Source organism: Arthrobacter sp. 01T419, assembly GCF_056398865.1.
Genome location: NZ_JBFTQF010000001.1, coordinates 237,367 through 261,130, shown reverse-complemented (window position 1 = coordinate 261,130; position 23,764 = coordinate 237,367). Strand labels below are relative to the sequence as shown.

Here is a 23,764-nt window from a genome sequence, read left to right as displayed (position 1 = left end):
CGCCGCCCTCAGCACCAACGATCAGTTCTTCGGGTCCTCAGCCGGCTTCCTCCGCGACACGGGACCATCCGTGCGCTTTGGAGCCGGATCCGCCGTCCGCCGCGGCTGGACCGGAGCCTGCTGCGACGGCTTCTGGACCGGGGCCTTCGGAGCCGGGGTGGGAGCCGAGGCCTTCGGAGCCTGAGCCGCCGGTGCCGATCGACGTCCGCTGCGTGGAATCGGCTGGACACTCTGGCTGCCCTGAGCGCCTCCGGTAACCCGGCCACCGACACGGTGCTGGGTAGGAGCAGGAGCCGGGGCCTGCGGACGCTGACCGGACTGGCCCTGCGCCTGCGCCGGAGCGCCGGTGCGGGGCTGGATCGGAGCCCGGTGGACACTGCCCTGGCCGGTCGGAGCCTGGACCGGAGCCTGCGGGCTGCGGCGCTGGCTGCCGCTGGCCTGCGGGATACCCGGCCCCGCCTGCACAGCACGGGAACCGGAACCCGCGTTGGCCTGCGGCTGCTGGCCTTCGGCGGCCCGCGTCGCCCGGGTGCCCGGAATCCCCGGGACCGCTGCGACGACGGGGTTCACCTGCGCGGGCCCGCCGGTACCAGCGGTGAAACGCGGGCCCTGGCCCGGGGAGGCCGGAGCCGCCTGCTGTCCGGTGCCGAACTGCGTCGGTGCCGACTGGCCGGCGTGCGCCTTGCGGCCACCGCTGGTGTGCGAACCGCTATCGGTGCCGCCCGTGAACCCGTCCCGCTTCTGGCCCTGACCCTGGCCAGGGCCCGGCTGCCCGGTACCAGGAGCACCCTGCGCGCCGCCAAGCCCGAAGCTCGTCTGGCCGCCGGTGGCCTGGCCGCCCCGCGAGGAGGGACCCTGGCCGGTGCTGTAGCCGAGGTTCGACAGGCCGCCCTTGCCGCTCAGGGTCTGAGCAGTCTCCTTGTCGGAGCGGGAGCTCCCCGCCTTGCCGCCCGTGAGCTGCAGAGGACCACCCTTGTCGCCGGGACCCTCGGGACCACCAGCGGACGGGCCGCGGCCGCCGCTGTCACCACCACCGCCGGGAACCGGACCGGGACCGGCGGGGCTGCCGCCGTCGGGGCCGGCTTCCGGACCGTCGTTCGGACCGGCGGCCAGGGCCAGTGCGCCCTTCCCGGCAGCAAGCGACTTCTGCTCGCCGTTCAGGCCGCCGGCGTTGGTCGACGAGCCCTTGCCGCCACCGGGGGTGCCGCCGGGCTTCGTGGCCCCACTGCCGCCGAGCTTGCCGCCGACGCCGGAGGCGAGCTTGTTACCCATGGCCATGCCCGCTCCGGCCCCGGCTCCCGCAGCCAGCGCGGGGAGCATGCTGCTCTTGTCCGGCTTCGGTGCGGTGTTGGTCTCGAGGAACTTGTCCACCAACTTGGTGAACACCTCGTCCATCGCCTGCAGCACGACCTTGCGCACCCGCAGGAGCGCCAAGGTGATGCCGATGATCAGCAGCGAGGAGATCAGGGTCAGGATGACCACGATGATCCCGCCGAGCATGCCTGAGCCCCACAGGCCGTCCTGGGACATCCAGGCCGACACCGGCCCGGAGATGATGTCCGGGATGGAGATCAGCAGCTCCGAGACGAACTGGTAGATGAACAGCGTCACCAGCACCTCGAGGATCAACGCGACCGAGTAGACGATCACCTTGCTGATCGCGGCGATCGCGCCCAGCGTGGCGAACGGCACCGCGGCCACGAGGCTGAAGGTGCGCTTGACCGCGCCCACCAGCATGCCGATGGCGTACCAGAAGCCGAGCAGGACCATGCTGCCCAGGACGACGCCGGCGTTCTGCCAGTACATGAACTTCGCCGGGCCCGTTCCGACCTGGCTGACCGCCATGTGGTCCTCGCGGGTCAGGCCGCTGGTGACGTTGTTCGAGCTGTACATCGTCATCGAGTCGGGGCCGAAGCCGGTGTTCAGGTAGTTGTACGCCGACAGCGCCGACATGTTGCAGGAGACCGGGGCGTTGTCCGCCCAGACCGAGAACCCACAGCCGTGCTTGGTGCCCTGGGTCGAGAAGCTCGTCGTGTTCCCGCCCGGGTTCGAGGAGGTCAGGCCCTTGCCGCCGGCCGCCAGCACCGGGTGGTTGGTCGGGATGTAGTCCGACTCGCCGTGCCCGCCGAAGTTGTCGCTGTCACCGTAGGACTTCTTGTCGATGAACCACTCCTTCTTCACGTCGCTGTTGACCGGCAGGTTGGTGATCGCGCTCTTGATGCCCGACTCGAAGTCCGACGCCGATGTAATCTGGCCCGAGATGTAGCTGTTGAGCATGCCGAAGGTCTCGCCCACGGCGTTGAAGTCACCCGCCGGGCTGCCCTCCATGCCGACCAGGCTGTTCTTCCAGGCCGTCTCGGCATTGGTCGCACCGGGGCCCACGCTGATGTCGCGGAAGGTCGAACCGTGCGCCTGCTTGTTGATCGCCAGTGCCGTCGTGCGCACCGACATCATCGCGTTGTTGCTGGCCTGGCCGTTGTCCCAGGCGATAACGGCCTCATCGGGAACGCCGAGGCGGTCGTTCATCATCCAGGCCTCGAAGTCCACGTACGTGGAGAGCACCACGCGGGTCGGGCCGGCGTGCTGGCCCAGCAGCGAGTCATCGAACTTGTCCAGGACGCCGGTGTACATCGAACCCATCAGCGGAAGGCCCACGCCAATGAAGACGACGCGCACGACGAGCTTCTTGATCGCCGAGCCCCGGTCCATCTTCTTGAACAGTACCAAGCCAATAATCAGGAACCCGATGAAGAGCGGGACCAGCGCCTCCCAGGCGATGGACTGCAGCAGGCCGTACCAGCTTGCGATCCAGTGCTGCAGGCCCGCCAGGGCACCGCCGCCGGCCTGGCCACCGGTCATCCCGTCGGCGAGGTCCTGCTGGTGCGCGCTGTTCGTATTGCCGCCGGAGTCCGCGACGCCGGCGACCGCCTGGTAGAACCACATGAACGGGTTCAGCACCTTCAACAGCTGGATGATGAGATAGAACAGCGTGCCCACGGCCAGCGCCATCGCGTAGAACAGCCAGATCGCGCCGCCGCCGATGAGCGACAGGATCTGTCCACCGATGCCCGAGGACATCGTGTCCAGGCCGAGGTCGGCGTTGGCCGCGCCGAAGTGGGCGTAGTCCACCATGCCGGAGTAGACGTTCTTGCCGCTGCCGCTGGCTGTCGCAATCAGCGTGTCGTACCCGATGGTCTGCGTGGAGCCCGTCGCCTCGGCGAAGAGCCAGCCGACTACGTTGAAGAGGCTGAATTCGGAGTCGGCGTAGCCGAGCATGTCGCCGCCCGTCGCCGGGTCGGCGGTGATCGCCCGCCAGTCCTCGTTCATCCGATCCTCGGGCTTGTCCTTGCCTTCGGGGGAGTTCTCCTGACTGAAGTACGTCGAGGCATTCGACGCCAGCTGGTACAGCGAGTAATTGTCGCGGTCCTCGTCGTCGGCAGCGTGCGCCGATGGCGCGAACACCGTCATCAGCAGCGGCACAACCAGTGCCACGAGCAGCGACAGAGCCAGGACGCGCACCAGCCCGCCCCGGGCAGTCGCCGCGGCCCGGGCCCGCGCCGCGAGCGTGATGGTCCCGTTCATCTTTCCCTTCCTGTCTGTCGTGTCCGTGATGGCCGTCATGACTTGCCCAGCTTCCGCGGGGCGGTCCCGGCCTTCTTCATGGCCTTCCTGCGGTCGGCCCGCCCCACCTGGTCCTCAGAGCGGTCCTCCTCGGACTCGACGCTCTGGCGGGCGCTGGTGAGCTTCGCGCCGGGTGCCGGCTTGTCCTTCATCAGCTGGTCCATCCGGGCCGCCTCGTCGGCCTTGGCGGCCTCCAGGCGAACCTGCCTGCGCTGGGCCTCGCGGAAGGGGTTGATCCCCAGCGCGAGGTCGAGGTGGAAGACCACGTTCGACACGTCCCGGCGCAGGTAGGTAAGGTTCTCGCCCTTGGTCGTGATCAGCTGGGCGAGGTCCGGCGGGATCTGCTGGTGCAGCTGCTTCTGGTACTCCGCCACCGTGCGGTCGCGCATCGGCCCGAAGAGCGTGTAGTCCGCGGCGTCGAACTTGTTGAAGTCCGAGTCCGCGAGCATCTTGTCGACGTCGTTGTAGCTGTAGACCACGCGGCCGCCGCGCTCGTGCATGTGGTCGAACTGGTCGCGCAGGTACTTCTTGACGCGGTCGTCAATCTGCTCGGTGCCGTGGATCACCACGGTGTCCCCGAGCCCGAGCTTGCCGACCGCGAAGCCAACGATGTTGACCAGCTGGGCCATGGCCACGCCCTTGCCGCGGCGCATCAGCCGCGAGAAGTCGTAGACCACGCGCCGGGCATCCCGGACCCCGTCCACCGCCGAGGCCGTGTGGTTGTTGAACAGGTCCCCGTTCGTGCTGAGCATCGTGTTCGCAATGCCGCGCAGTACGTTGTACGCGCGCAGCTGGTCGGGGTCGGTCTTGCTCGAGTTCAGCAGGGCCTTGTGCGCGGTGGCGAGGTACGAGACGAACATCTGCAGCCGCGGCACCTGCTGGTGCGGGATGTTGACCACGCGCAGGCGGTGCCGCTGGTCCTTGGCATTGTGCCGCCACATGCCCTGCTCGACGTAGAAGTCGGTCGCCGTGTCCTCCAGCGCAGAGCGGATGATCGAGCCGATTGCCCCGTCCGTGGTCTCGTAGAGCTGCTCAAACATCAGCTTGAGCTTCTCCATCTGCGCGGCGAAGACCGTCAGTTCGTCGTCCTCGTCGCCGAACAGCTCGAAGGGATTGACGTCACCGCGGTTCAGGTCCACGCGCGAGGTCAGCCGCTCGAAGTTCGGGCCCAGCTTGTCCAGGTCCGCCCCGTCCAGCACGAGGTGGACCACCGAGCCGTTGCCGAGCATGCAGGCCTGCGAGATCTTCGAGCACCACATGTTCGACACACGCTGGCGGTCCAGGTACTCGCTCAGGGTCGCGTCTGCCACGACAACGTGGTGCTCGTACCGGTTCACGTCCATGAGTACGGCCGAGTTGTTGACGTCGCCGACCATGTAGCCGACGTACTCGCCGCCCCGGTCGTTCAGGCCGTTAGTCACCAGCGAGTACGAACCCGCGAGCTCGGTCGAGGTGAAGTGGAAGCCCTTGCCGCGCTTCTTCTCATTGTTCTTGAACAGGCCCGAGAGTTCCTGGCGCTGCTCGCCGGCGTATGCGGCAGCCTTCAGGGTGCCGAAGCGGTCGATGTACAGGCGCGTGACGCGGTCGACCGAGTCGTCCAGCGTCTCCAGGTCCGGAGCCTTGAGGAACAGGCGGTTGTGCACCGACAGGTAGCTCGCGCCGTCCTGGATCTCGCCGATGGTGACCTCCAGGTCGGAGGAGATCTTGGCGGCCTTGCGCTTGGAGGAGGTCGTGCCGGTCTCCTCCTGCTCGTTCGCGTCAAGGCGGTCGAGCTTCTCGGACTGCTTGGTGAACGAATCCACCCACTTCTCGTCCATTCGGCGCACCTGCTCCAGGACGACCGCGGTGACGCGCTCGTCGAGCCCGTCCGGGATCCGGTCGATGCCCCAGAACGCGGCAAAGTTATCGTGCGCGGCGTCGTCGTGAAAGAACGCGAGCACGCACGCCACGGAACCGTCGACCTCGAAGTAGTCGGAGCGGAAGACGTACTTCTCCCGAGGCTTGAGCGCCAGCAGGTGCGGATACGAGTCGAACCGGCCCTCCAGCTTCTTCATCTCCTGGCGGCGCTGCCACCAGTTCTTCTTCGGCTCGGCCACCTCGGCCGGCTCAGCGGCGACCGCCGGCGCGGTCACCTCAGACGGCTCCGCCGTCCCGCCCGTGGAGGGATCGGCGTCGAGAGCGGCCTCCAGTTCATCCACGCCCGGCACGGCCGTCGCGTCCCCACCCCGGGGCTTCTTCCCCGGAATGCCCAGCTGCGCGCGGGCCTTCGTCATCAGCGCCATGTCACCCTTCGTCCTTCCTTTGTTCGTCCAGCTCGGCCCGGTCAGTTCAGTGAGGCCTTGAGAGAGTGCAGGTCATCCTCGATGCCCTGGTAGAAGACCCGCAGCATGGGCTCGGTCTCCTCGCGGTCGAGGACCGTAGCCTCCTTGATCATCAGCGCGGACCCCTCGACCTCGGACTGCAGCACCATGTGCGCCCGGCGCAGAGCGTCAGCGCTCTTGCCCTTGAGCAGCAGGTACTGGTGGATCGACGTGAACTTGCCACCGACGTGCTGCGTGAGGATGTCATACTGCTCGTTCTGCAGCTCGATCAGGTCAGGATCGCGGACCTCGAGGGCGTGGTTGCGGTGCTCGAGCGAGGCCACCTGGTGGTAGATCCGCTGCGGCTCCTTCGTGGTGACGAAGGCCCACTCGCAGTTCGTATCGATCTTGCGCCAGAAGGCGTCGACCCGGTCCAGGATGCCGATGCGGTCCTCGTCGAAGAGCAGGTAGGACGCTGAGCCGACGACCAGGTAGACCTGCCCCTCACCGCCGTCGGAGAAGTGGATCCGGCCGTCCTCCTCGATGCCGTCGATGCCGACGATCGAGTAGAAGTCGCTCGGGTCCGAGCTGCGGCGGGTGAAGACGTTGCGTGCCCGGGACGGGGCGTATGCCAGCAGGGCGGGCACGTTCATCGCCCGCAGCTCTTTGGTCTTGGTCATGCCGCCGAAGTAGACGATCAGTGCCAGGCCCCAGATGACGAAGAGCGTGATGAACACCGGACCCGAGCTCGCCACGAAGGTCTGCGTCACAGCCCACAGCAGCGCCAGCGCGCCCCCGCCGAAGAAGAACAGCTGCTTGATGGGGGAGGGCTTGGCCGCCCAGCCGCCCTTGCTGAGCGTGATCTCATGGTCGAGGAAGCTTCGGTTCAGAGACGTGGGGACCTTGTAGGACATCTTCGCCATGGATCATCCATCCAATCGGTTCAGTAGCGAGGCGAGTTCAGCGACAGCGACGTTGACATCGGTCTGCTGATAATTTGTGCTGATGAAAGAGATCTCGGAATACCTGTCGTGCTGGAGATCCAACGGAGCTAAAGGGTGCTCACGGATCCGAATCACCGACCACTCGGCGGCCAGCAAGGCATGGGTCTTCTTCAGATCCAGCTCGAACTTCCGCAGGTCCTTGTGCCAATACCAGCCGTCGTACTCGATGACAACCCGCTGATCCCGAAGCATTGCGTCGACCTCGGAGAAGCGCGCACGGCCCCATTGCACAGGCGTGCGCTCACCGGTCAGCAGGTGAGCGAAGCCGTAATCGTCGCGCAGCGCGTCCCAGAACATGGTCTCGACGACTGAGCAACGTCCGTGCCAACATTGCGGACACTGCGTCGCGGGCTGACGAGACGTACGACTGGCGACGGTGCACGTCCAGCGATGTCCTTTCACGCACAGCCACTCGACCGACCGGCAGCTGAACAGCGTGACATCGGTCGGGGCGAAGTCATTACGATCCGACCATTCGTCCGCCAGCCCAGGCCGAAGTGTGGCCAGATCGTTGAATCCGACCAGCACACGACGACCTGCGCAGTAAGGGCAAGCTTGGCCACGACGTGTTCGCAGACCGACAGGCATTTCGTACGAATGACCAACGGCGCAGATCCACCACGCAGGCTTGTCAGAACCAGCTCGAACAGCAGCCGGCGCGAACTCGTTCTTCTCCGGGTCCCATTCCTGAGCGATGAGAGGGAAACGAGAGGCCAGGTCGTTGAGCCCTGCGAGAGCTCGGCCATTGTCCGCGCAATACGGACAACCTGTCCGCATGCTCGTCCTCGTGTTGACAGTGGCGGTCCACTGGTGTCCCTGCTCGCAGACCCACAGCGCCTCGTATCTGCTCGAACAGCTGACCTCGTCCGCCGACCGACCGTTGTCCGCGTGCCACTGAGTTGCCACCTCCGGAAATACCTTAGCTAAGCAGCGACGCTCGACGCGGCACGTCGGGCAAGGGCGAGCAGAGCCGTCGGAGCGGTTGATGCGACTCTGGACCGACTGGGTCCAACGATGCCCGTCAGCGCACACCCAGTCGACCTTCCGATTCGACTGCCAAGTGACTTCCCCGAGCTCCAGAGTGTTGGTCTCCGACCATTCAGCAGCCAGATCGGGGCGTCGATCGACGAGCAGAGAAGATGCAACATTCAGTTCACGAGCGTTCTCCATGTTTGATCACCTTCCCCTTCCAAGTCTCTGTCCGAATGCCCTCATAGATGAGGGATACATGACCAGTCTACCTTAGATAGACCTATCGAATTGAGTGCGGCTGACGCAAGAATGGCACCCGCGTGACGACTCGGACGTGCGATCCGATGCCGTCGGGCGGTACCGTGGCGTGCTGATTTACGGGGACAAGCAGTCTATCGGACTGGCCCCTGAATAATCATTCAGGAATGAGTCCGCGCAACCTCAGCCGAAGGAGGGGACGAGCTTCTTCTTGCCGCCCTCGTTCCTCCACTGAAGCTCGGCGTCGAACTTCTTTCCCTTGCTCGAGGTGAAGCCGGTACCCTTGATCGTCTTGCCCGCGGCCAGTGCCGCGAGCTGGTCGTCGGTGAAGGCAACCCCGCACCAGCTCTTCGGCGGGGAGTCCAGGGAGGCCTCGAAGTCAGGCACGATCTTCTTACCCTCACCCTTCTTCTCCTCGCGGAAGAAGACCTTGCACTGGAAGCGGTTGCCCTTCTTTGAGACGAAGTCACTGGACTCGACGCCCTCGCCGGCCATGAGGCGGTCGATCTCCTCGGGCGTAAAGGTGTAGTGGCACCATGACGCCGGCGGCAGCGCGTTGCCGCTGGCGTCGCGCCGGCCGAAGCCGAGCTTCTGGAACCCGACGAACTCCCGGCCCTTGAAGGTGCCCTCGCCAAGCTCGCCGAAGACCTCGTAGTCCTTGCCCGTGGTGCTCTTCGCCGAAAACTCGATCGTCTCCCCGGCCAGCAGCCGGGCGACCTCGTCGTCGGTGAAGCGGTGGCCGCCCCACTCACGCGCGAACACCGTATCCTGGCCCGTCCTGGCCCAGGTGCCCTGCGCCCGCTCCTTCCGGGTGACGGCCTCCTCCTTGAGCCCCAGGGCGGAGCGCATCGCCGCGGCGTTCTTCTGCATGGTCGCGATGTCCTCGCGCACCCAGTCGGCCACGACCGCGAGGCGCTCCTCTGCGCTCGGGCCGGTACCCGCGGCAAGCTCGTTCATGTCGGCATAGACCTTCTCGGTCAGCGCCAGATCGCCGATGCGGGTGCCCGGCAGCAGCCGCCAGCTCATGTCCCCGGCCCCGGCGAGGGTGAGCTTGCGGCCGTTCTCCAGCAGCAGCGGGTACTTCGTCTTCGTCGAGGTCACCTCGGAGTACGTCGAGGTCCGGGTGGCACCGGTGCCCACGTCGCGCTTCTCCAGCTGCTTCATCAGCCACTTCATGCTCGGGTGCTCGGGGCGCTTGTTCGCACCCTCGAAGACGAAGGGCTCAGCGTTCGTACCCAGGCCCTTGGCCGACTCGTTCTCGTCGCCCTCGGCGGTGTCGTCGCCGGCGTCCGGATCGAACACCGCCTTCCAGCCCGCGGACAGCGGGACGTTGGCGATGCCCTCGAAGTCCGGGTAGTCCTTGACGTGGCCCTTCTGCTGCTCGTAGACGTAGTCCTCGGCGATCATCGCCAGGTAGTTCTTGCCCAGCGTCTCGTAGATCAGGCGGCCGGCCTTGCCGAAGCGCTGTTCGACGGCGTCAAGGGACGGAGGGACGTTCGGGCCCGGACGGTTGGCACCGTGGGCACCTGTCGGCTTCACATGGGTCTTCCGCTCGGTCCGGTGCGTGAGGTGCCTGACGTCCACCCCGACAACCTTGGCGATCTGATCGATGTGGGGAAGCAGTTCCTTGAACTGTTCGGGCGTGATCGTCTTGTCCTCGGTCCTGGGGTAGGAGACGACGCCGCCGGACGGCGTGCCCGAACCACTGAACGGCTTCGTGTCCTCATACATCTTTTGATACGTCGAGAGCACCAGCTGGGCCTTGATGCCCTTGCCGACCAGAAGCGAGGACAGCGCGGCCAGGTCCAGCAGCTTCGGCGGAGCGGTCTGCTTCGTGGCCTTGCCGTCGAGCACCACGGGGGAGGGGCCGTACTGGTCCGGCACCTGGTCCTTCCGGTCGAACCGAGGCTCCTCCGGGTTCGTGTACATCACGTCGTTCTCGTCGCGGAACCGGTTCTGGAAGAACGGCTTCTTGACGTAGTCGTTGTACTCCTTCAGCTGGTCGCCGACGAGCTTGACCATCGCCGACTTCAGCCGGCCCTGGCGCAGCACCGTGTCCTGCCCGGACTGGCGCGCCATGTTCGTGGCGATGCGGGTGAACTGCATCGAGAGCAGATCGAACTGCGAGCGGTAGCGCGCCTTGCGGTACTCGTCGAAGTCCAGGAGCGACGGAATGACCTTGCGTGCGCCGAAGGCCTTCTGCAGCGAAGCCGGAGCCTCGTCGGTGAAGTACATGCGCGACCACTTGCCCGGCTTCAGCCCCAGCTCGAGGAAGGCATTGACCGCAATCATGCCGCCCTCGCCCGTGGGGTCGACGTCGGTGGCAATGACGATCTCGTCGCATTTGGCCAGCGTGCGCTTGACGTCCTGCGCGACCTGCCCTGCGTCCTTGATCACCTCGAGCTTCCAGTCAAGTTGGCGGGGGTCCCAGGGCAGGTTCCCCAGGTCCCAGGTCCGGTACTTCCCGGCCACGTCCGGCTTCGCGACCATCCGGTGCGGATCGACGAACTCGTACAGGTGCCCCCGGGCATGGGCGATAACGAACTGCTCCCCGTTGTACGTGCCGTTCATGCCGCCGAGGGCTGCGGCGAAGTGCCGCGCCGCGCTCGGCTTCTCGGTGAGGATCCCGACAACCATCATGACTCCCTTTCGTCGGTGACTCATAAACCAGTCGACTCATAAATCAGTTACAAGTCTATCGATAGAGTGAGTCGAATGGCGAGTATGCGCGAGTCACGGAATGAGTCGAATGGGAGCGGTGGGACCCGCGCCGGCACGACGGTCAGAGAGGACCTGGATCATTCACGGCAACCCCGAATCGAGGTAACGTCTATAGAATCGCCACCCGCTCACGCCCGACCCAGGAGCACGAATCCCATGGCCATCGACCACGCTTTCCTGCGCACACCACAGGACTTCAGCAGCATGCTCATCGAGATGCAGGAGGGCAGCTGGCCGCCGGACGAGGCGGACGTCATCCGCATCGCCCAGGGGTGCTCAATGCTGATCGAGTGCATCGACGCCTGGGAAAGCGCCACGCACGGCAAGAACGTCTTCGACGTCGCCCGCGGAGAGATCTGCACGGCTGACGTACGGCGGCTCTTCGCTAAGGAGGTCTCACTGAGCTACGAGGGCGATGTCGCGGTGCTGCTGGTACCGTCGGCGGACGAACGCGTGCGCGTGGAGATCCGTGCCGACGTCGACGAATACCAGGGGCTGCTGCGCCGTCCGGAGATGGTCCTGGATTGGGAGCAGGACGGCAAGCAGCACGAGCATTACATCTCACTCAAGCCCAAGGGCGCGCACTGGTACATGCTGTCGCAGCTGCGCGATGACATGAAGGAAGGCCGGCTCACCGTCCGGTCCTAGCTCCGCCTCAGCCGCGCCAGAGCTCGAGCGACTCCCAGCCCACAGGCGCGCCCATCGACTCAATGGTCAGGGCGTGTGAGACCGGGAATTGGCGAAGCAAAGCCGCCAGCCGACCGGACCAACCGGTGTCCGGGTCGATGGCGCGCGCAGGTATGCGATCACGGCCAGGGGTCCATGGAGGTCACGGCCATCCACTCGCTGTGCGGTCTGACGTCGTCCGCGGTGCAGCTTTTGCGGCGGCCACCGTTCGAAAACCCGCACCACTCGGCCACCGCGGCGGCCATTATTTGGGGTGGTTCAGGGCTTCCGCGGCCGGGTGCCGCATCCAGCGCGCACCGTGGCGTGCTCTTCCTGGACGAAGCGTCAAATTTAGGACATACCACGGTGTCGGTCAAGGCTTGAGAGAGGTTGTCACTGCCATTAGATAGCGTTGGACCCATGCGCGCCATCGATCTTGAAGCCAGAGTGATCTCCGCCGTCCACCGGATTCGAGCTGGTCAGTTGGTCGAGCACGGGAGCTGTACCCGACCCAGGCGCGGCGGCTTGACCATGTGGTCTGGCGTCATGTCTTTGGGCGGGAGGTGTTCCGCGGACAGGAAGTGAAATTCCGAACCTGGCTGCATGAACTAGCTATGGAGCAGCCGCTAAGGCGTCGTTGAGGCGTGTGTGGCCCGTCAGTCAACTGAGAGAATTGAACCTATGACTCCTGACGACTGGGCTGCACTCGCCAAAGAACTTATCAAGGCCGTTGATTCGCCAAACTGGGCTGAGCAAGGTGCCTTCTGGCTGTCAGCGATCACCCTCTTGTTTGCTGGCGGTGCGGCGTGGGTAGCGCTTTATCAGCTCGGTGAGGCCAAACAGTCGAGGGTTCAGACGCGTGATCTGGAGCGCGAAAAAGCTCAACCATATGTCGTCGCCTTCATGTCGGAATCAGGTATCGGTCCGGAAGCTCTCGATCTAGTAGTACGCAACTACGGACAGACAGCCGCTTCGAACGTTCGCCTGGAGTTCGAGCCGAAGCTAACGCGGGCCTACAAGGAGGGGGATGTATTCATTCCAGACATACCGTTCCTTGCCCCCGGGCAAGAGTGGCGCACCCTTTTTGATTTCGGTCGTCAGCGGGTGGCCAACAAGGCGTTCCCCTTGCGCTATGACGGAACCGCTTATTACGAAGGCCTTGACGGCGACAAGCGCGAATCACCCTGCGTCCTGGACTGGGGAGCTTACAAAGACAAGACATGGGTGAAAGTCCACGGGATCAACGATCTCGCCCTGGCGGTTAGTGAGATGCGTGACCATGTAAAGAACTGGACTGAAGGTATCAACGACGGCATGAGCGTCGTCGTCAGAAGTGGCGAGAAGAGAGATCGTGAGAAACAAGCGTGGTTCGAAGAGATGCAGAGGGAAGCGGAGGCCGACGACTCGAACCAATCGCCTCCCGCGCCTAGGGTCTCAGCGGCTGATAGCGCATGATGTCGTTGATACTCTTACCGGAGTGTCTGAGCGAACATGAGGTGAGCCATGAAGGTCTTTATTAGTTGGTCCGGTAAGAGAAGCCTTCAAGTTGCCAAGGCTCTCGACGGCTGGCTTCCTCAGGTGATTAACGCCGTCGAGCCGTGGATGAGTGCAAAGAGCATTGAGGCTGGCAAACTTTCAATTCCACAGATCACCGAAGCGCTGGGTGTCACCAGGTTTGGGATCATCTGTGTTACCCCTGAGAATCAGCACAAGCCTTGGTTGCAATTTGAGGCCGGGGCTTTGTCGAAAGCCACTGAGGGTGTTGTGGGGCACGCGATCCCGCTGCTAATCGGGTTTGACAGGATGGAAGAACTTGAACCTCCCTTGGGGCACTTCCAAGCTCATATGACGTCCAAGGATGATTTGTGGAACATCCTGATGACGATGAACGCCGCACTTGATGAGGGAGGCCGCTCTGAAGCCTCCCTCAAGACAGCGTTCGACAAGTGGTGGCCCGACCTAGAAGAAATCTTGACCCAGGTTACAAACCAGCCTGTAGAGGAGGCTGTTCCTCGCAGACCTCCAGAAGCAATCATGGAAGAGGTTTTAGAAACCGTTCGCGGAATGGCGCGGACCGCGAGCTACAACTCTGCTCTCGTAACCACACTTGTTGGGCCAACCAAACTGGATTCGACTACGCTGCGGGCGTTGGACGGAATGGTCCACGAGATTGTTGGAGCTGACATCTCTGCGAACAATCCTCAGGTCAATTATTCACCGGGATCAAGTGTCATCACAGTAGCGACTCAGGGTCAGCTATCAAGCATAGCCGTCGCTCGGATCAGGAGCATATTCGAAAGCCTCCCTGTTCTGAAAGAATACCGGGTGGCATTCATGGATTTGAATATAGTCGGTTCAGGTAAGTCTGACGGATTCTATCAGCAGTATCTATCTGACAATTAGTGATGCCACTGTGGTAGACGGCACACCCAGGTGCCGTCCTTAGCCCAGTAGCCGTTGTCGGCGTCCATCGTGTGCTCGGGGGCACAGGTACGGCTGCCCGGCCGGCGCAGCGGCTTGGCCCACTTCTGCATGTGCCCGGGGTTGACGCAGGCACTGCAACCACACGTCATCCGCAGGATCTCGTCCTGCGTCAGGGACCCGAGCCCGAGCTCCTGCTGCAGGGCCTCCCAGGCGTATCGGCGCGGCGTGACCGAGGACAGGCCGTTCGACAGGCCGAAGCGGCCCGAGGCGGTCCAGACCCAGCAGCCTGTGCTGTCGGGCCAGCCCAGCCTCCTTATCGACCTTCTCCCAGAACCGCTCGGCGTCGGTCGCTGTACTCCTGTGCGTGGCGGTGCTCACCGGATCGGCCGCCCTTCCCGCTCGCACTCGAGCTTCGCCTGCTTCTTCGTCGCCTCCCGCACCCGGTCCCGGACGAAGACCGCGTCCTTGTGCGTGATCGGAGCCTCGTGGACATTGTGCGAGCCGCGCAGGAAGTTACTCGTGCGGTCCGCGATCGAGTACGCGAGGGCCTGCTCGATCGCCGCGCTGGTCTCCTTTACCTCACCCAGCTGCCCATGCAGCACGGCCAGGCCCTGGGACTGCTCACGGCCCCTCCGCTCCAGGGCTTCCATGCGCGCCGCGATGCTGCCCAGCAGCGGATCGCGGGAGCGGAACAGTTGCGCCGCGCGCCGGGTGGCGGCATCGGTCGCCAGTCCGAGGTCGAGCTGGGCAAGCAGGAAGGCCGTGACCAGGCTTGCCTGGCTCAACCGCTCGGCGAACTCGCGGGCTGCCGTGTCGCCGACACCGAGCTCACGGACGGCTGCTGAGCGCAGCTGCTCGCGCAGCGCGCCGACGATGGCCTCGGGCAGGGCCCGGACGGCAGGCTGGCTCTTCACACCGTCGAGTCGGAAGCCGGTCTGCGGCAACGACTCGTTGCCCTCGTCCACTCCGCCGGAGCCGCCCCTGGCCGCCGCAGACTGCACGGCCTCCTGATGGTCGGTGTGCTGGAGCGGGACGGGCGGGAGGAGGTTGGCATCTTCCGGCGGGGTCACCGGGAGGGCCGCGGGGTGCGCTTCGGCGTCCGCGTCGTCGTGCACCTGCGGCCTCGCTGCTGTGTCCACGGCGACGGCGTCGCTCTGGGCCGGGGGAGTGGCGCTGCCTGCTCCCGAGCCTCCCCGCTGGCCGGCACCGGTGTCCCGGTCAAGGTTCTCGGCGCTCTGCTGCGGGGCTTCAGCTTTCTCTGGTGTGTCCTGCTCCGGCTCAGGCTGCTGTGCCCGTTCCTGTGCCCGCTTCAGACCCTCGTTCCCACCGGTCCGGTACGCGTCGAGGAAGGACGTGTCGACGTCCAGCAAGTCGTCGGTGGAGGGCATGATCTCGTTCAGCCCCTGGCTCACGTCAGTTCCCCGTTCTCCTCGTCCAGCAGATAGTTGTCGCCCCTGGTCAACCCGAGCAAGCTGTCGAAGCCCATGGTCACGACCCGCTCGAGATTGGCGTTGTTCGTCGAAAGTGCCTTGAGCTCGTCGACTACCTGGTTGATGCGCGCGGTGAGCAACTCGGGGATGTCGAAGTCGAGGTTCTCGCGCCGGACCTTCTCGGCGATGGCCTCGGCATAGTACTCATTTACGGAGGGGTACCCGCGCCGCTGCGCCCAGTACTCCGCGCGCTGCTTCTCGTCCGAGGACAGTCGGGTGAAGATCCGCTCCCTGCGGTCGCTGCCGTTCTGGTCGGGGCCCGGTCCGCTGGACCCTGTCACAGCCCGCGCAGAGGGAGGCGCGGCCTTCGGCTCATCGACAACGGTCATGTCTCGCCTCTCCTGTCATATTCGACTGATGTACGAGTCCATTCTATCGTTATTCGACTCGGTGTCACGAATGGTTGCTCAATGAACATGCGAGAGATCTTTGCTGAATGGTCAGGCGGACGGGTAGAGTCGTCTGCGTCACCCGGTCAGCGCCTGATCGCGTGTCCCCCAAAGGGCGGCCCCGGGACCTCGGCCCCGATGCCGGGGGCGCCCTGTACATGGTTCGATCCCGCCTCCGGCGAGAGGAAAGGACCCCGGTACGCTGCCTGCGCGCTGGGGTCCTTTCCTATGGGCATTTGTCTCTGGCCGGGACGAAAACCGCACCGGCACTATGCTCGAAGCTGTGAAAATTACGCTGACCGTTGAAGATGCGGAGGGTGCACTGACCTACGTCAGTGCCACGGGTTCCGACTATGACACTGCCCTGGCTGAAGCGAAAGCGAAGGTACCGGAAGGATCCCGGCCAATCGTCATCCGCACCGAAAGGTCGGAAGCGTAGCGGCATTACGGCGAAAAAGAACCCCACCCGGCTGCAGCCGGGTGGGGTTCTTCGATGCCAGGCAGTCAAGAGGCCGTTCACCCAGCTTCCTTGACCAGTGCCGTCCGGACACCGGTGTACTTCCGTTCGGGATTGAAGAACCTTCCGGCCTTTTCCAGGAAGGTGTACGGATCACCTTCGACAAGGGGGACCTCTCCGGTGAATCCGGCCACCGCGGCGAGTTTACGGACCTGCAGATCCAAGGGCCGCAGCTCGTCCCGGTGATAGTAATGTCCCCACACCTGCACGGCTCCCTGCACCACCACGACGGAGGGGAAAGACTGGAATCCTGCGCCGTACCCGCTCGCGTCCTTCACGTAACCGTGCTGCCCGGCCGAATGGTCGTCGAGGAAGAAAGTGATGACCCGGTCACCCCGCGCCCACGACGGCAACGCATCCTGGGGCTGATCCAGGAAGTTGAACCAGGCGGTCACGCTGTCCACCGCGTGCGTCGACGGGTAGAAGCCGCTTTCGTCCGGGTCGGGGCCCTCATTGTTCAGCCGAAGTCCATCGGTTTTTGACAGGCCGGCAAAGCGGTTGCCGGTATGAACGATGAGAGCGCCGTCCTCCCGGAGCTCCGGCATTTGCCGGGGCTCCACGGGCCAGCGGACACTGGTATCCCATTCAGGATTGGCTGTGTCCAGGGCACTCACATCGCAGAAGCGGAAGCCAACGATGTGGGCGGCGACAGTCTCGGAGACGCCGGCGCTACGGAGTGCTTTTTTCGCATAGTCGGGACCGTTGCCGCTATAACCCAAATTCACACCGTCGATGCCGATCCACTCATCGGTGCCAAGCTGCCAGAGCATGTGCGGCACAAGGTACTTGTCCGGATGGCGGTACCTGAAGGCCTGTGGGTGGAAGCCGCTGCGCATCAGCACATCTCCGGAACGGAACCCGCTGATCGAGCGCACGACTGTGGTTCCGCATGCCTTCACGAAGTCGCCGGCGAGCAGATACGGGAGCACCGGAACGCGGCCGCCCTCCTCGGGGTTGCCCCCGGCTCCCCATTCGTCCACATTCCATGGAGTGGTCTGCTCGAAGTCATAACCCAGCAGCCTGTCCAGGTTGCTTCTCTGGTCCTCGTCCAGAATCCTCGCCGCCTGGTACTGAATTTCCTGCTCTGCGGTCTGGAGCCGGTAGTAGGCCCCGGCCTTCCTGTTGGTCTGATCCTCATCATCGTCGCCGTCGGTCTGCAGGCAGGCGCTGTAGTACGCTGCCCGCCATTTGTTGCGCTCCGCAAGCGGGGTAACGAGGCTCTTGTATTCGTCCTGGTGCAACTTGTCTCCTTTTGAAAGCGCAGGCCATAATCCATTTGCTGGGGATATGCCGGGCTGGACACTACCGGGTAATGACTTCAATGAGAAGTCAGCTGTGTGTCTCCGTAAACCGGGACACCCTGGCTTCGCGTGTCCGACCGGGAAGTCTGGCCAGCCCGTCATCGCGCGCCGATGACCGTGGCGCAAATTTGCAGTGTCTTAGGTGCGTGCAAAGCTAAAGACGACCGGCAGCACAGGCCTTCGGGAACAACACAGCATGAGGGGGACCATGACTGACATCTACATTTACGAACCCAACTTCTGGTGGCGCGCCGACGCCAAACAGGTCCGGAAGTTCGTGCCCGTCGACCCTGACGTCGACGAGGGCCTCCAGCGCTGGGGTGACCGCGACGAGCAACGCTGGAACCTGGTTGCCCAGGCGGTCACCCAGGTATCGCGGGCTCTGGCCGCCGGGGAATGGGAGCTGTCCGACCGGGACAATTATGGCCTGGTCGGGATTGACGTCGAAGAACTGACTGACAGCGAGAAGAACATCATGGAAGAGTGGTTCGGTGCGTGCCAATCCGTGTGTATGGATCCTTGGTCTGCATCCCTTACCGACGGCCGCCATCGTCTCTGGTCGACACTGGACTTCTTGGGCAGTGAACCGGTTCCTATCAAGGGCTACGCCATAAGCCACGCGATTCCGGTGAACGCCGATTCGCCGGGAACCAACTGGCAGTCGTACTTCGTGGAGGGAGGCCAAGCGCTCGAGGCTGTGAGCTGGTTCGACGCCGCCGACCCGGTCAACGTTCGTTTTGCCCATGCGCTCAAGACCGCAGCAAGCGGGCAGTTCCCGGCGCGGCGCTGATCCGGCCGGCCCCATGAAAAGAGATGCACCACGGGAAGCTGTTGCTGCCCGGGGTGCATTGTCTTCCGCCGCCTCGGCTCAGGCTTTGATACCCGTCAGGCCTTCTTGTCCTTCGGCGTGGCGCTGGCGGTGCAGTCCACGAGAGCCGCAGTGAAGTCCTTCGACTTCCAGATCGTCCTGTCCTCGTCCTTGGGCAGGAAGTCTGCGATCGAGCCAGTCCCGATCGGCGCACCGCCGGCCAGGAAGCGCAGCGTCTCCTGTGAGAACCCCGCCTGGAACACAACGCCCGCCAGGCAAGCGCCCGAGGCTGCGTAGGTCTTCTTCTGATCCTCGTTCAGCGCATAGGAGGAGAACGTCGAAACGAGCCCCGCGGTCAGCTGCGAGGAGGAGTTGATGCTCGTGCCCTGCAGCACCGGAAACTTCGGCGTGAGATCCGGCTGCCGGGCCTGGGGGAGCTCCTGTCCCTGCTTCGGCGGTGCGTAGACCTGATCCTTGCTGTCCTTGCTGGTCGTGGCACCCGGGGCGGGGGTCGGTGGGATCACCGCGTGGACGCAAGCGTCGAACTTGTCGCGGAGCTCGGGGGAGAGCAGGATTGCCGCGTCCATCGCACTGACCTCGCGGAGGCCATCGGCGACTGCGGCGATGTCGTCGCTACCCTTGCCCGCGATGTAGGCCTGCCCGGCGTCCGAGAGCTTCTTGTCCTGCACGGCGCGGACCAGGCACGCGCCGCCGTCGTTGCTCTTGGCCCCGGTGCCCTGAAAGACGAGCCGGTCCAACGCCTTGCCCAGGTCCTCGCCGGTCACCGTCGCCGTGCCCGCGCTCGGGCTCGGCGACGGCTGGGCCGTCTCTGAGCCGCCGGAGCATCCGGCGAGCAGGCTGCCCAGCACTGCCACCGCGGCGGCGGACGCTGCTGCTTTCCTCGTCATCGGCGTCTTCATCGCTATGGCCTCTCCTGTTGGTTCGGTGTCTGCGCCGGATGACACACAGCTCGCATCCGACTGGTCTTCGAGTACATCTTATCGGATAGGTTCATTGAATGATCTATTGAATGATGCAATGCAGGGGCCGCGACTGGCGGTCGGTATTGCCAGGTGCGGCTGGCTGGGAAAGGGATCAACGGAGTTGATCCGGACGGGTGCTCGACGCGTCCCGCGCACGTCACCGGTCCCTGGGTGGACCGGGCCGGGGTGGCCTGCCGGACCCGGACGACGCGGACCCTTGGTCTACACGGACCGGCAGATGCTCGATGCGCTCCTACGCTGCGCTGGTGCCCAGGACAGCCTCCCTCGCAACGACTACATCCACCACAGGCACGACGATGAGCCGTCCGCGCCGCTGCTGGAGCGCCGGTTCGGCTCCTGGAAGGCTGCCCTGGAGCACGCCCGGCCTGGACACCATCCAGGGCCCCACGTAAAACTGCGGGTCCTGCGGGATTCAGCGACCCGGATTCGCGTCCGTTGAGTCAGCTGCGCCCGAAGAATTCCTGATCGCTGCCGTCATTGCGCGTACAACCTCGGGGTCGTCCTTCCAGGAACTCCCGTCACGCGTGCAGGCGCTGATGGTTCGAACCCCGGCGTCGCCGGCAGCCTTGTTGAGCTCCGTCCACGCCTCTTCCAGATCAGACAGTTGTGCAGCTGTCAGGGGCTCCCGTTCCGTGGGCGTCTCCACCACAAGGCGAGACGGTTCTGGTGCCGTTTGTGTCCGGCGTCGGCCAAAGACATCCCGTAATCGCACTTCTGCACCCCCAGTAAAAGACATATCCCGCTGATGAATGCCAGCGGGACAAAGGCCACGGTACCAGCCGAGCGTGAGTCTTCCAGGAAATTCACGCATTCAGTATCCCGAGGCAATTTACAGTCCCGGCATTCCAGGAACAACAACTACTTTTGCCGCAGGACAGCTGATCCGTCGTGATCACTCCGCCACCATTCCTACCGATTCGAGGACTTCTCATGACCATTACCGGCTTACCCATCCAGGCTGACAGAGTCATTGACAGCGAAGCGGAAGCACCCGTTTCCGAATCGGACCACCGGAACCTGGCAGCCCTCCTGCCGGAGCAGGAATGGTGCACCGGCTGCACTCCCGATGACGACCCGGTGACCATTACCGGCTTACCCATCCAGGCTGACAGAGTCATTGACAGCGAAGCGGAAGCATCCGTTTCCGAATCGGACCACCGGAACCTGGCAGCCCTCCTGCCGGAGCAGGAATGGTGCACCGGCTGCACTCCCGATGACGACCCGGTTCCCGACCTCAGGGACAGCATTCCGGGCATGCCGCAGGACGTCATCCTGCGCGCGACGGAGCCGCTGCCGCTGCCCGCAGACTGGGAGCCCGCCTGGGGCCCGGCCCCGCTCTACGACATCGCCTACCTCGCCTGTGGGCACACCGTTGCCCGCCGGTCCTCCTGACCCGGGGCAGGGATGCAGCGACGCAGCGCAGCTGCGCCGGGGGACTCATCGACTGAACCATCGACCAGTGAAGGAGCGTCCCGCTCATGCCCCTGACACCACTGCAGAGCTGGGCCCTCATTGTGCTCCTCGCCGTCTTTGTGCTCGGGCTTATCTGGCTCTACGCCGAGGCCGAGGCTGCGCTCCGGCGCAGACATACAGACAAGGCGGCGGCACAGCAGCCGCAGGCCGAGGAGGCAGGCAGCTCACTCGTTTCTGTTCCTGTACCCACTGCCCGCCCGACCCTTCGTCTCATCCAGGGGCAGGGCCAGGCCTCCGCGAGGTCCCGTCGCGGTCCCGCCGAGGTCTACGACTGGGCCCGCCGGGGAATCTAAAGAGACCCCTTCCGGCCCCTGGCCTCCTGCGGGGCTGGGTCAAGACTTCATGCGGCCCACCGCCGCACCACGAACAGCCCCGGGCCGTCGCGAGAAGCGCCGGACACGCCGTTCCTGCCGCAGCCCGGCAACGAAGCCACGGCGGCCCGGGGTCAACAACCATTCACCTGCCCGTGCAGGCATCGAAAGCGAGAAGGACAATGGACCAGACCATCGCACCGCCCCTCATCAAGCACAGCGTCGCCGTCGACTTCGGCGTCATCGAGCTCACGGGCACCCTTCAGCACGCCGACGCCCAGCGCAGCCTCGTACTCCTGACTGAGGAGGCCCCCGAGCGCATCTCGGTGAACCTCGAGGCATATGGCCTCGTAGCCGGCCAGGGGCGAGTGTTCATCAAGGACTGGTCGGAACACGCTGGCCTGGCCGAGCGCCTGCAGGAGGCGGGGCTCGTGCGCATCATGCGCTCCGTGACCGTCGGCCCGTTCGCCTCCACCGCCCACGAAGTCGAGGTGACGCTCTGATGGCCGCGGACACCCATGCGCTGAGCATCCTGAAGCTGAGCACCGGCCACCTCGAGAAGATCGAACAGCTCCAGGGACGGATGCTCGCCCTCGGCGAGGAACAGCTGGAGGTCGCGCGCCGCCAGCTCGAGGCCCAGGACACGTAGAACATCCTCGCCTGGCTGCAGCTGCAGCAGGCCCAGGGGCATACACCCGACCCGACGCTCGTGGACCTGGTCCGCCGGCGGTTGCGAATCTGAAGCAGACAGGAGAAACGCCATGGACAACATCATCGATAGCGCCGGAGTCCTCATCGCCACTCTTGCCTTCATGATCTGCCTCGCGTGGCTGGGCTGGTTGCTGTTCCGGCGACGGTTCCCGAACCGGGACGGGCAGATCGCGTACCTGGAGGAGGACTACCGGCGGGCCTGCGAGAGCGGAGACGTGGCCGCGGCCGATCAGATCGAGGCTGAACTCTGGGATCTGGGGGCAGCACCGGGCTGGCCTGGGGCCGGGCGTACCGGGTTCGATCAGCGCAGCTGATGCGGACCCGTGATGCAAGGGCATCTGGGATCAACGCAGTTGATCCGGAAGGAGCACTGAGGAGCGCTCGATCAGCACAGCTGATCCGAGTCTTCATTCGAAAGATCATCGTCTGATCAGCACAGCTGATCCGGATGGGGGTCTGAGAGACAACCGAACACTTCAACTCACCATCGCGCGCGGAGCAGGGACACTGCCCGCGCGTTTCGTGCACAACGAGGAGAAACACTCATGTCGAACCCCCGCAACTCCGCCACCGTCATCGGCCGCCTGACCAAGGACCCGGTCGTCTTCAACAACCAGGACGGCTCCAAGAAGGTCGCGTTCACCCTGATGGCCGACCACAACTACACCGACAGCCAGGGCAACCGCGGCGCTGACGCTGTGCCGGTCGAGGCTTTCGTGCGCGCGACCACCAACGGCATCGGCCCGTTCGCGAGCATCCACAAGGGTGACCTCGTGGCCGTGAACCTCAAGCTGCGCCAGGACCGCTACACCAAGAACGGCGTCGAGGTCTTCGAGCTCAAGGCAGTCGTCGAGGACATCACGTTCCTCGAGCCCCGCTCGGTGACCCAGGCCCGCGTGAACGAGCGCGTCGCTGCCGCCGAGGCGCAGAACCAGGCCCTGCAGACCCAGCCGGCTCCGGCTCCCGTCGCAGCCGCTGCCGCATCGCAGCCGGCCGTCGCCAGCGCCGTCCACAGCGAGGAGCTGCCCTTCTCCTGAGAAGCGCGGCCCGCACCCAGCACAACCCACAACTGAATAACAACCGAATAGGCGGGTCACGCACGCCGACAGTCCCCGTCCGAGGAGCCTCGCGCTGCTCGGACGGGGATCTGCTTTCGGCTGGCCGCCGCCCTGCCCTGCCCCCAACGTCATCAGCCAAGAGAAGGAGTTCCGCCATGCAGATCGTCGCCGACGCGAACGTCGAGGCCACCGATCACGACCAGGCCCTGCACGCAGGGCTCACCGCCGTCGTCGGCTCGGTGATCACCGACCACCCCGGACCGGATGTCGAGGCCATGGTCGACGACGTCGTCACTGCCGTCATCCAGAAGCTGCGCCTTCACGCCAGCCAGGTCTTCGTCGCCGATCACGGCGGCACCCGCCCCGTGGAGCGCTTCCGCACCGTCACCGGGCGGATGGACCTGGAGGACCCGGAATGAGCCTGGTCCAGCAGCTCGAGCCCGCCGCCGAGGTCCAGCCGGCTGCCGGGCTTCCCGGGGCGGCGCGGATCCTCGCCGAGGCATATCCCCAGATCGTCGACTTCGACCCCAGTGGGATGACGATCGAAGAAGCGCACTACTTCCTCGGTGAGTCGGCTGCCGTCGCCTTCTTCCAGTTCCTGGTCCTCACCAAGCAGTGCAAGGCCGCCGTCGGGATCAGGCGCTGAAAACTTTCGTGCGGAGCGGTTCGATCCCGCAACGCGCTGGACGTGCTGCGGAGAGGCGGGTTACACACGCCGACAGTCCCCGGCCGAGCA

Annotated in this window: 23 protein-coding genes and 1 pseudogene; 15 read left to right on the top strand and 9 right to left on the bottom strand. The window is 64.8% G+C overall.

What is annotated here, in order from left to right; translation table 11 throughout:
• Positions 1 to 21: 21 nt before the first annotated feature.
• The 5 genes from AC1DLO_RS01270 to AC1DLO_RS01250 form a co-directional block, all read right to left on the bottom strand.
• Positions 22 to 3,621 (bottom strand): hypothetical protein, encoded by a 3,600-nt coding sequence (locus AC1DLO_RS01270; RefSeq protein ID WP_476888517.1) that lies wholly within the window; start codon positions 3,619 to 3,621, stop codon positions 22 to 24.
• The gene (locus tag AC1DLO_RS01265; protein ID WP_476888516.1) at positions 3,618 to 5,903 is read right to left on the bottom strand and encodes a hypothetical protein; all 2,286 of its coding nucleotides are present in this window, start codon (positions 5,901 to 5,903) and stop codon (positions 3,618 to 3,620) included. The genes AC1DLO_RS01270 and AC1DLO_RS01265 overlap by 4 nt, the downstream gene beginning before the upstream one ends.
• Positions 5,904 to 5,944: 41 nt before the next feature.
• The gene (locus AC1DLO_RS01260; RefSeq protein WP_166183071.1) at positions 5,945 to 6,844 is read right to left on the bottom strand and encodes a hypothetical protein; all 900 of its coding nucleotides are present in this window, start codon (positions 6,842 to 6,844) and stop codon (positions 5,945 to 5,947) included.
• A gap of 3 nt (positions 6,845 to 6,847) precedes the next feature.
• Complete coding sequence (locus AC1DLO_RS01255) at positions 6,848 to 8,095, bottom strand: zinc-ribbon domain-containing protein (protein ID WP_476888515.1); 1,248 nt, start codon at positions 8,093 to 8,095, stop codon at positions 6,848 to 6,850.
• Positions 8,096 to 8,338: 243 nt separating this feature from the next.
• Positions 8,339 to 10,819 carry a DNA topoisomerase gene (locus AC1DLO_RS01250; protein ID WP_476914384.1) on the bottom strand — a complete coding sequence of 827 codons (2,481 nt, stop codon included), beginning with the start codon at positions 10,817 to 10,819 and terminating at the stop codon, positions 8,339 to 8,341.
• Between the two features lie 213 nt (positions 10,820 to 11,032).
• On the opposite strand from AC1DLO_RS01250, the gene AC1DLO_RS01245 reads away from it, so the two are divergent.
• The 4 genes and pseudogenes from AC1DLO_RS01245 (at position 11,033) to AC1DLO_RS01230 (ending at position 13,945) form a co-directional block, all read left to right on the top strand.
• Complete coding sequence (locus AC1DLO_RS01245; protein WP_476888513.1) at positions 11,033 to 11,524, top strand: hypothetical protein; 492 nt, start codon at positions 11,033 to 11,035, stop codon at positions 11,522 to 11,524.
• A gap of 171 nt (positions 11,525 to 11,695) precedes the next feature.
• Positions 11,696 to 11,899: pseudogene (locus AC1DLO_RS01240) on the top strand (ATP-binding protein); the annotation flags it as partial.
• 324 nt (positions 11,900 to 12,223) lie between these two features.
• Positions 12,224 to 12,997, top strand: coding sequence for a hypothetical protein (locus tag AC1DLO_RS01235; protein ID WP_476914383.1), 774 nt, complete (start codon positions 12,224 to 12,226; stop codon positions 12,995 to 12,997).
• A 48-nt stretch (positions 12,998 to 13,045) separates the two neighbouring features.
• Positions 13,046 to 13,945 (top strand): hypothetical protein, encoded by a 900-nt coding sequence (locus tag AC1DLO_RS01230; protein ID WP_476888511.1) that lies wholly within the window; start codon positions 13,046 to 13,048, stop codon positions 13,943 to 13,945.
• Between the two features lie 395 nt (positions 13,946 to 14,340).
• Here the strand turns inward: AC1DLO_RS01230 and AC1DLO_RS01225 are convergent, their stop codons facing one another.
• Together AC1DLO_RS01225 and AC1DLO_RS01220 are read right to left on the bottom strand one after the other, a co-directional pair.
• Positions 14,341 to 15,378, bottom strand: coding sequence for a hypothetical protein (locus AC1DLO_RS01225; RefSeq protein WP_476888510.1), 1,038 nt, complete (start codon positions 15,376 to 15,378; stop codon positions 14,341 to 14,343).
• Complete coding sequence (locus AC1DLO_RS01220) at positions 15,375 to 15,785, bottom strand: hypothetical protein (protein ID WP_476888509.1); 411 nt, start codon at positions 15,783 to 15,785, stop codon at positions 15,375 to 15,377. The genes AC1DLO_RS01225 and AC1DLO_RS01220 overlap by 4 nt, the downstream gene beginning before the upstream one ends.
• Positions 15,786 to 16,128: 343 nt before the next feature.
• On the opposite strand from AC1DLO_RS01220, the gene AC1DLO_RS01215 reads away from it, so the two are divergent.
• Complete coding sequence (locus tag AC1DLO_RS01215) at positions 16,129 to 16,284, top strand: hypothetical protein (RefSeq protein ID WP_476888508.1); 156 nt, start codon at positions 16,129 to 16,131, stop codon at positions 16,282 to 16,284.
• Between the two features lie 77 nt (positions 16,285 to 16,361).
• Here AC1DLO_RS01215 and AC1DLO_RS01210 read toward each other — a convergent pair whose 3' ends face one another.
• Positions 16,362 to 17,603 (bottom strand): hypothetical protein, encoded by a 1,242-nt coding sequence (locus AC1DLO_RS01210; protein WP_476888507.1) that lies wholly within the window; start codon positions 17,601 to 17,603, stop codon positions 16,362 to 16,364.
• 268 nt (positions 17,604 to 17,871) lie between these two features.
• On the opposite strand from AC1DLO_RS01210, the gene AC1DLO_RS01205 reads away from it, so the two are divergent.
• Positions 17,872 to 18,453, top strand: a complete 582-nt coding sequence (locus tag AC1DLO_RS01205; RefSeq protein WP_476888506.1) for a hypothetical protein — start codon at positions 17,872 to 17,874, stop codon at positions 18,451 to 18,453.
• A 95-nt stretch (positions 18,454 to 18,548) separates the two neighbouring features.
• On the opposite strand, the gene AC1DLO_RS01200 is transcribed toward AC1DLO_RS01205, so the two are convergent.
• Positions 18,549 to 19,379, bottom strand: a complete 831-nt coding sequence (locus AC1DLO_RS01200; protein ID WP_476888505.1) for a hypothetical protein — start codon at positions 19,377 to 19,379, stop codon at positions 18,549 to 18,551.
• Between the two features lie 16 nt (positions 19,380 to 19,395).
• Here AC1DLO_RS01200 and AC1DLO_RS01195 point away from each other — a divergent pair, with 16 nt between their 5' ends.
• The 9 genes from AC1DLO_RS01195 (at position 19,396) to AC1DLO_RS01155 (ending at position 23,674) form a co-directional block, all read left to right on the top strand.
• Complete coding sequence (locus AC1DLO_RS01195) at positions 19,396 to 19,914, top strand: homing endonuclease associated repeat-containing protein (RefSeq protein WP_476888504.1); 519 nt, start codon at positions 19,396 to 19,398, stop codon at positions 19,912 to 19,914.
• A gap of 491 nt (positions 19,915 to 20,405) precedes the next feature.
• Complete coding sequence (locus AC1DLO_RS01190; protein WP_476914382.1) at positions 20,406 to 20,867, top strand: hypothetical protein; 462 nt, start codon at positions 20,406 to 20,408, stop codon at positions 20,865 to 20,867.
• 86 nt (positions 20,868 to 20,953) lie between these two features.
• On the top strand, positions 20,954 to 21,241 hold the full coding sequence (locus tag AC1DLO_RS01185; RefSeq protein WP_476888502.1) for a hypothetical protein: 288 nt from the start codon (positions 20,954 to 20,956) through the stop codon (positions 21,239 to 21,241).
• A 200-nt stretch (positions 21,242 to 21,441) separates the two neighbouring features.
• On the top strand, positions 21,442 to 21,762 hold the full coding sequence (locus tag AC1DLO_RS01180) for a hypothetical protein (protein WP_330194416.1): 321 nt from the start codon (positions 21,442 to 21,444) through the stop codon (positions 21,760 to 21,762).
• Entirely contained in the window at positions 21,762 to 21,908 is a 147-nt protein-coding gene (locus tag AC1DLO_RS01175; RefSeq protein WP_476888501.1) for a hypothetical protein, read from the top strand. The genes AC1DLO_RS01180 and AC1DLO_RS01175 overlap by 1 nt, the downstream gene beginning before the upstream one ends.
• Before the next feature lie 112 nt (positions 21,909 to 22,020).
• Positions 22,021 to 22,284: a hypothetical protein gene (locus tag AC1DLO_RS01170; protein WP_476888500.1), complete on the top strand. Its 264-nt coding sequence runs from the start codon at positions 22,021 to 22,023 to the stop codon at positions 22,282 to 22,284.
• Between the two features lie 231 nt (positions 22,285 to 22,515).
• Positions 22,516 to 23,007, top strand: a complete 492-nt coding sequence (locus AC1DLO_RS01165) for a single-stranded DNA-binding protein (protein ID WP_476888499.1) — start codon at positions 22,516 to 22,518, stop codon at positions 23,005 to 23,007.
• A gap of 176 nt (positions 23,008 to 23,183) precedes the next feature.
• On the top strand, positions 23,184 to 23,447 hold the full coding sequence (locus tag AC1DLO_RS01160) for a hypothetical protein (RefSeq protein WP_277798856.1): 264 nt from the start codon (positions 23,184 to 23,186) through the stop codon (positions 23,445 to 23,447).
• On the top strand, positions 23,444 to 23,674 hold the full coding sequence (locus AC1DLO_RS01155) for a hypothetical protein (protein WP_476888498.1): 231 nt from the start codon (positions 23,444 to 23,446) through the stop codon (positions 23,672 to 23,674). The genes AC1DLO_RS01160 and AC1DLO_RS01155 overlap by 4 nt, the downstream gene beginning before the upstream one ends.
• Positions 23,675 to 23,764 lie beyond the last annotated feature (90 nt).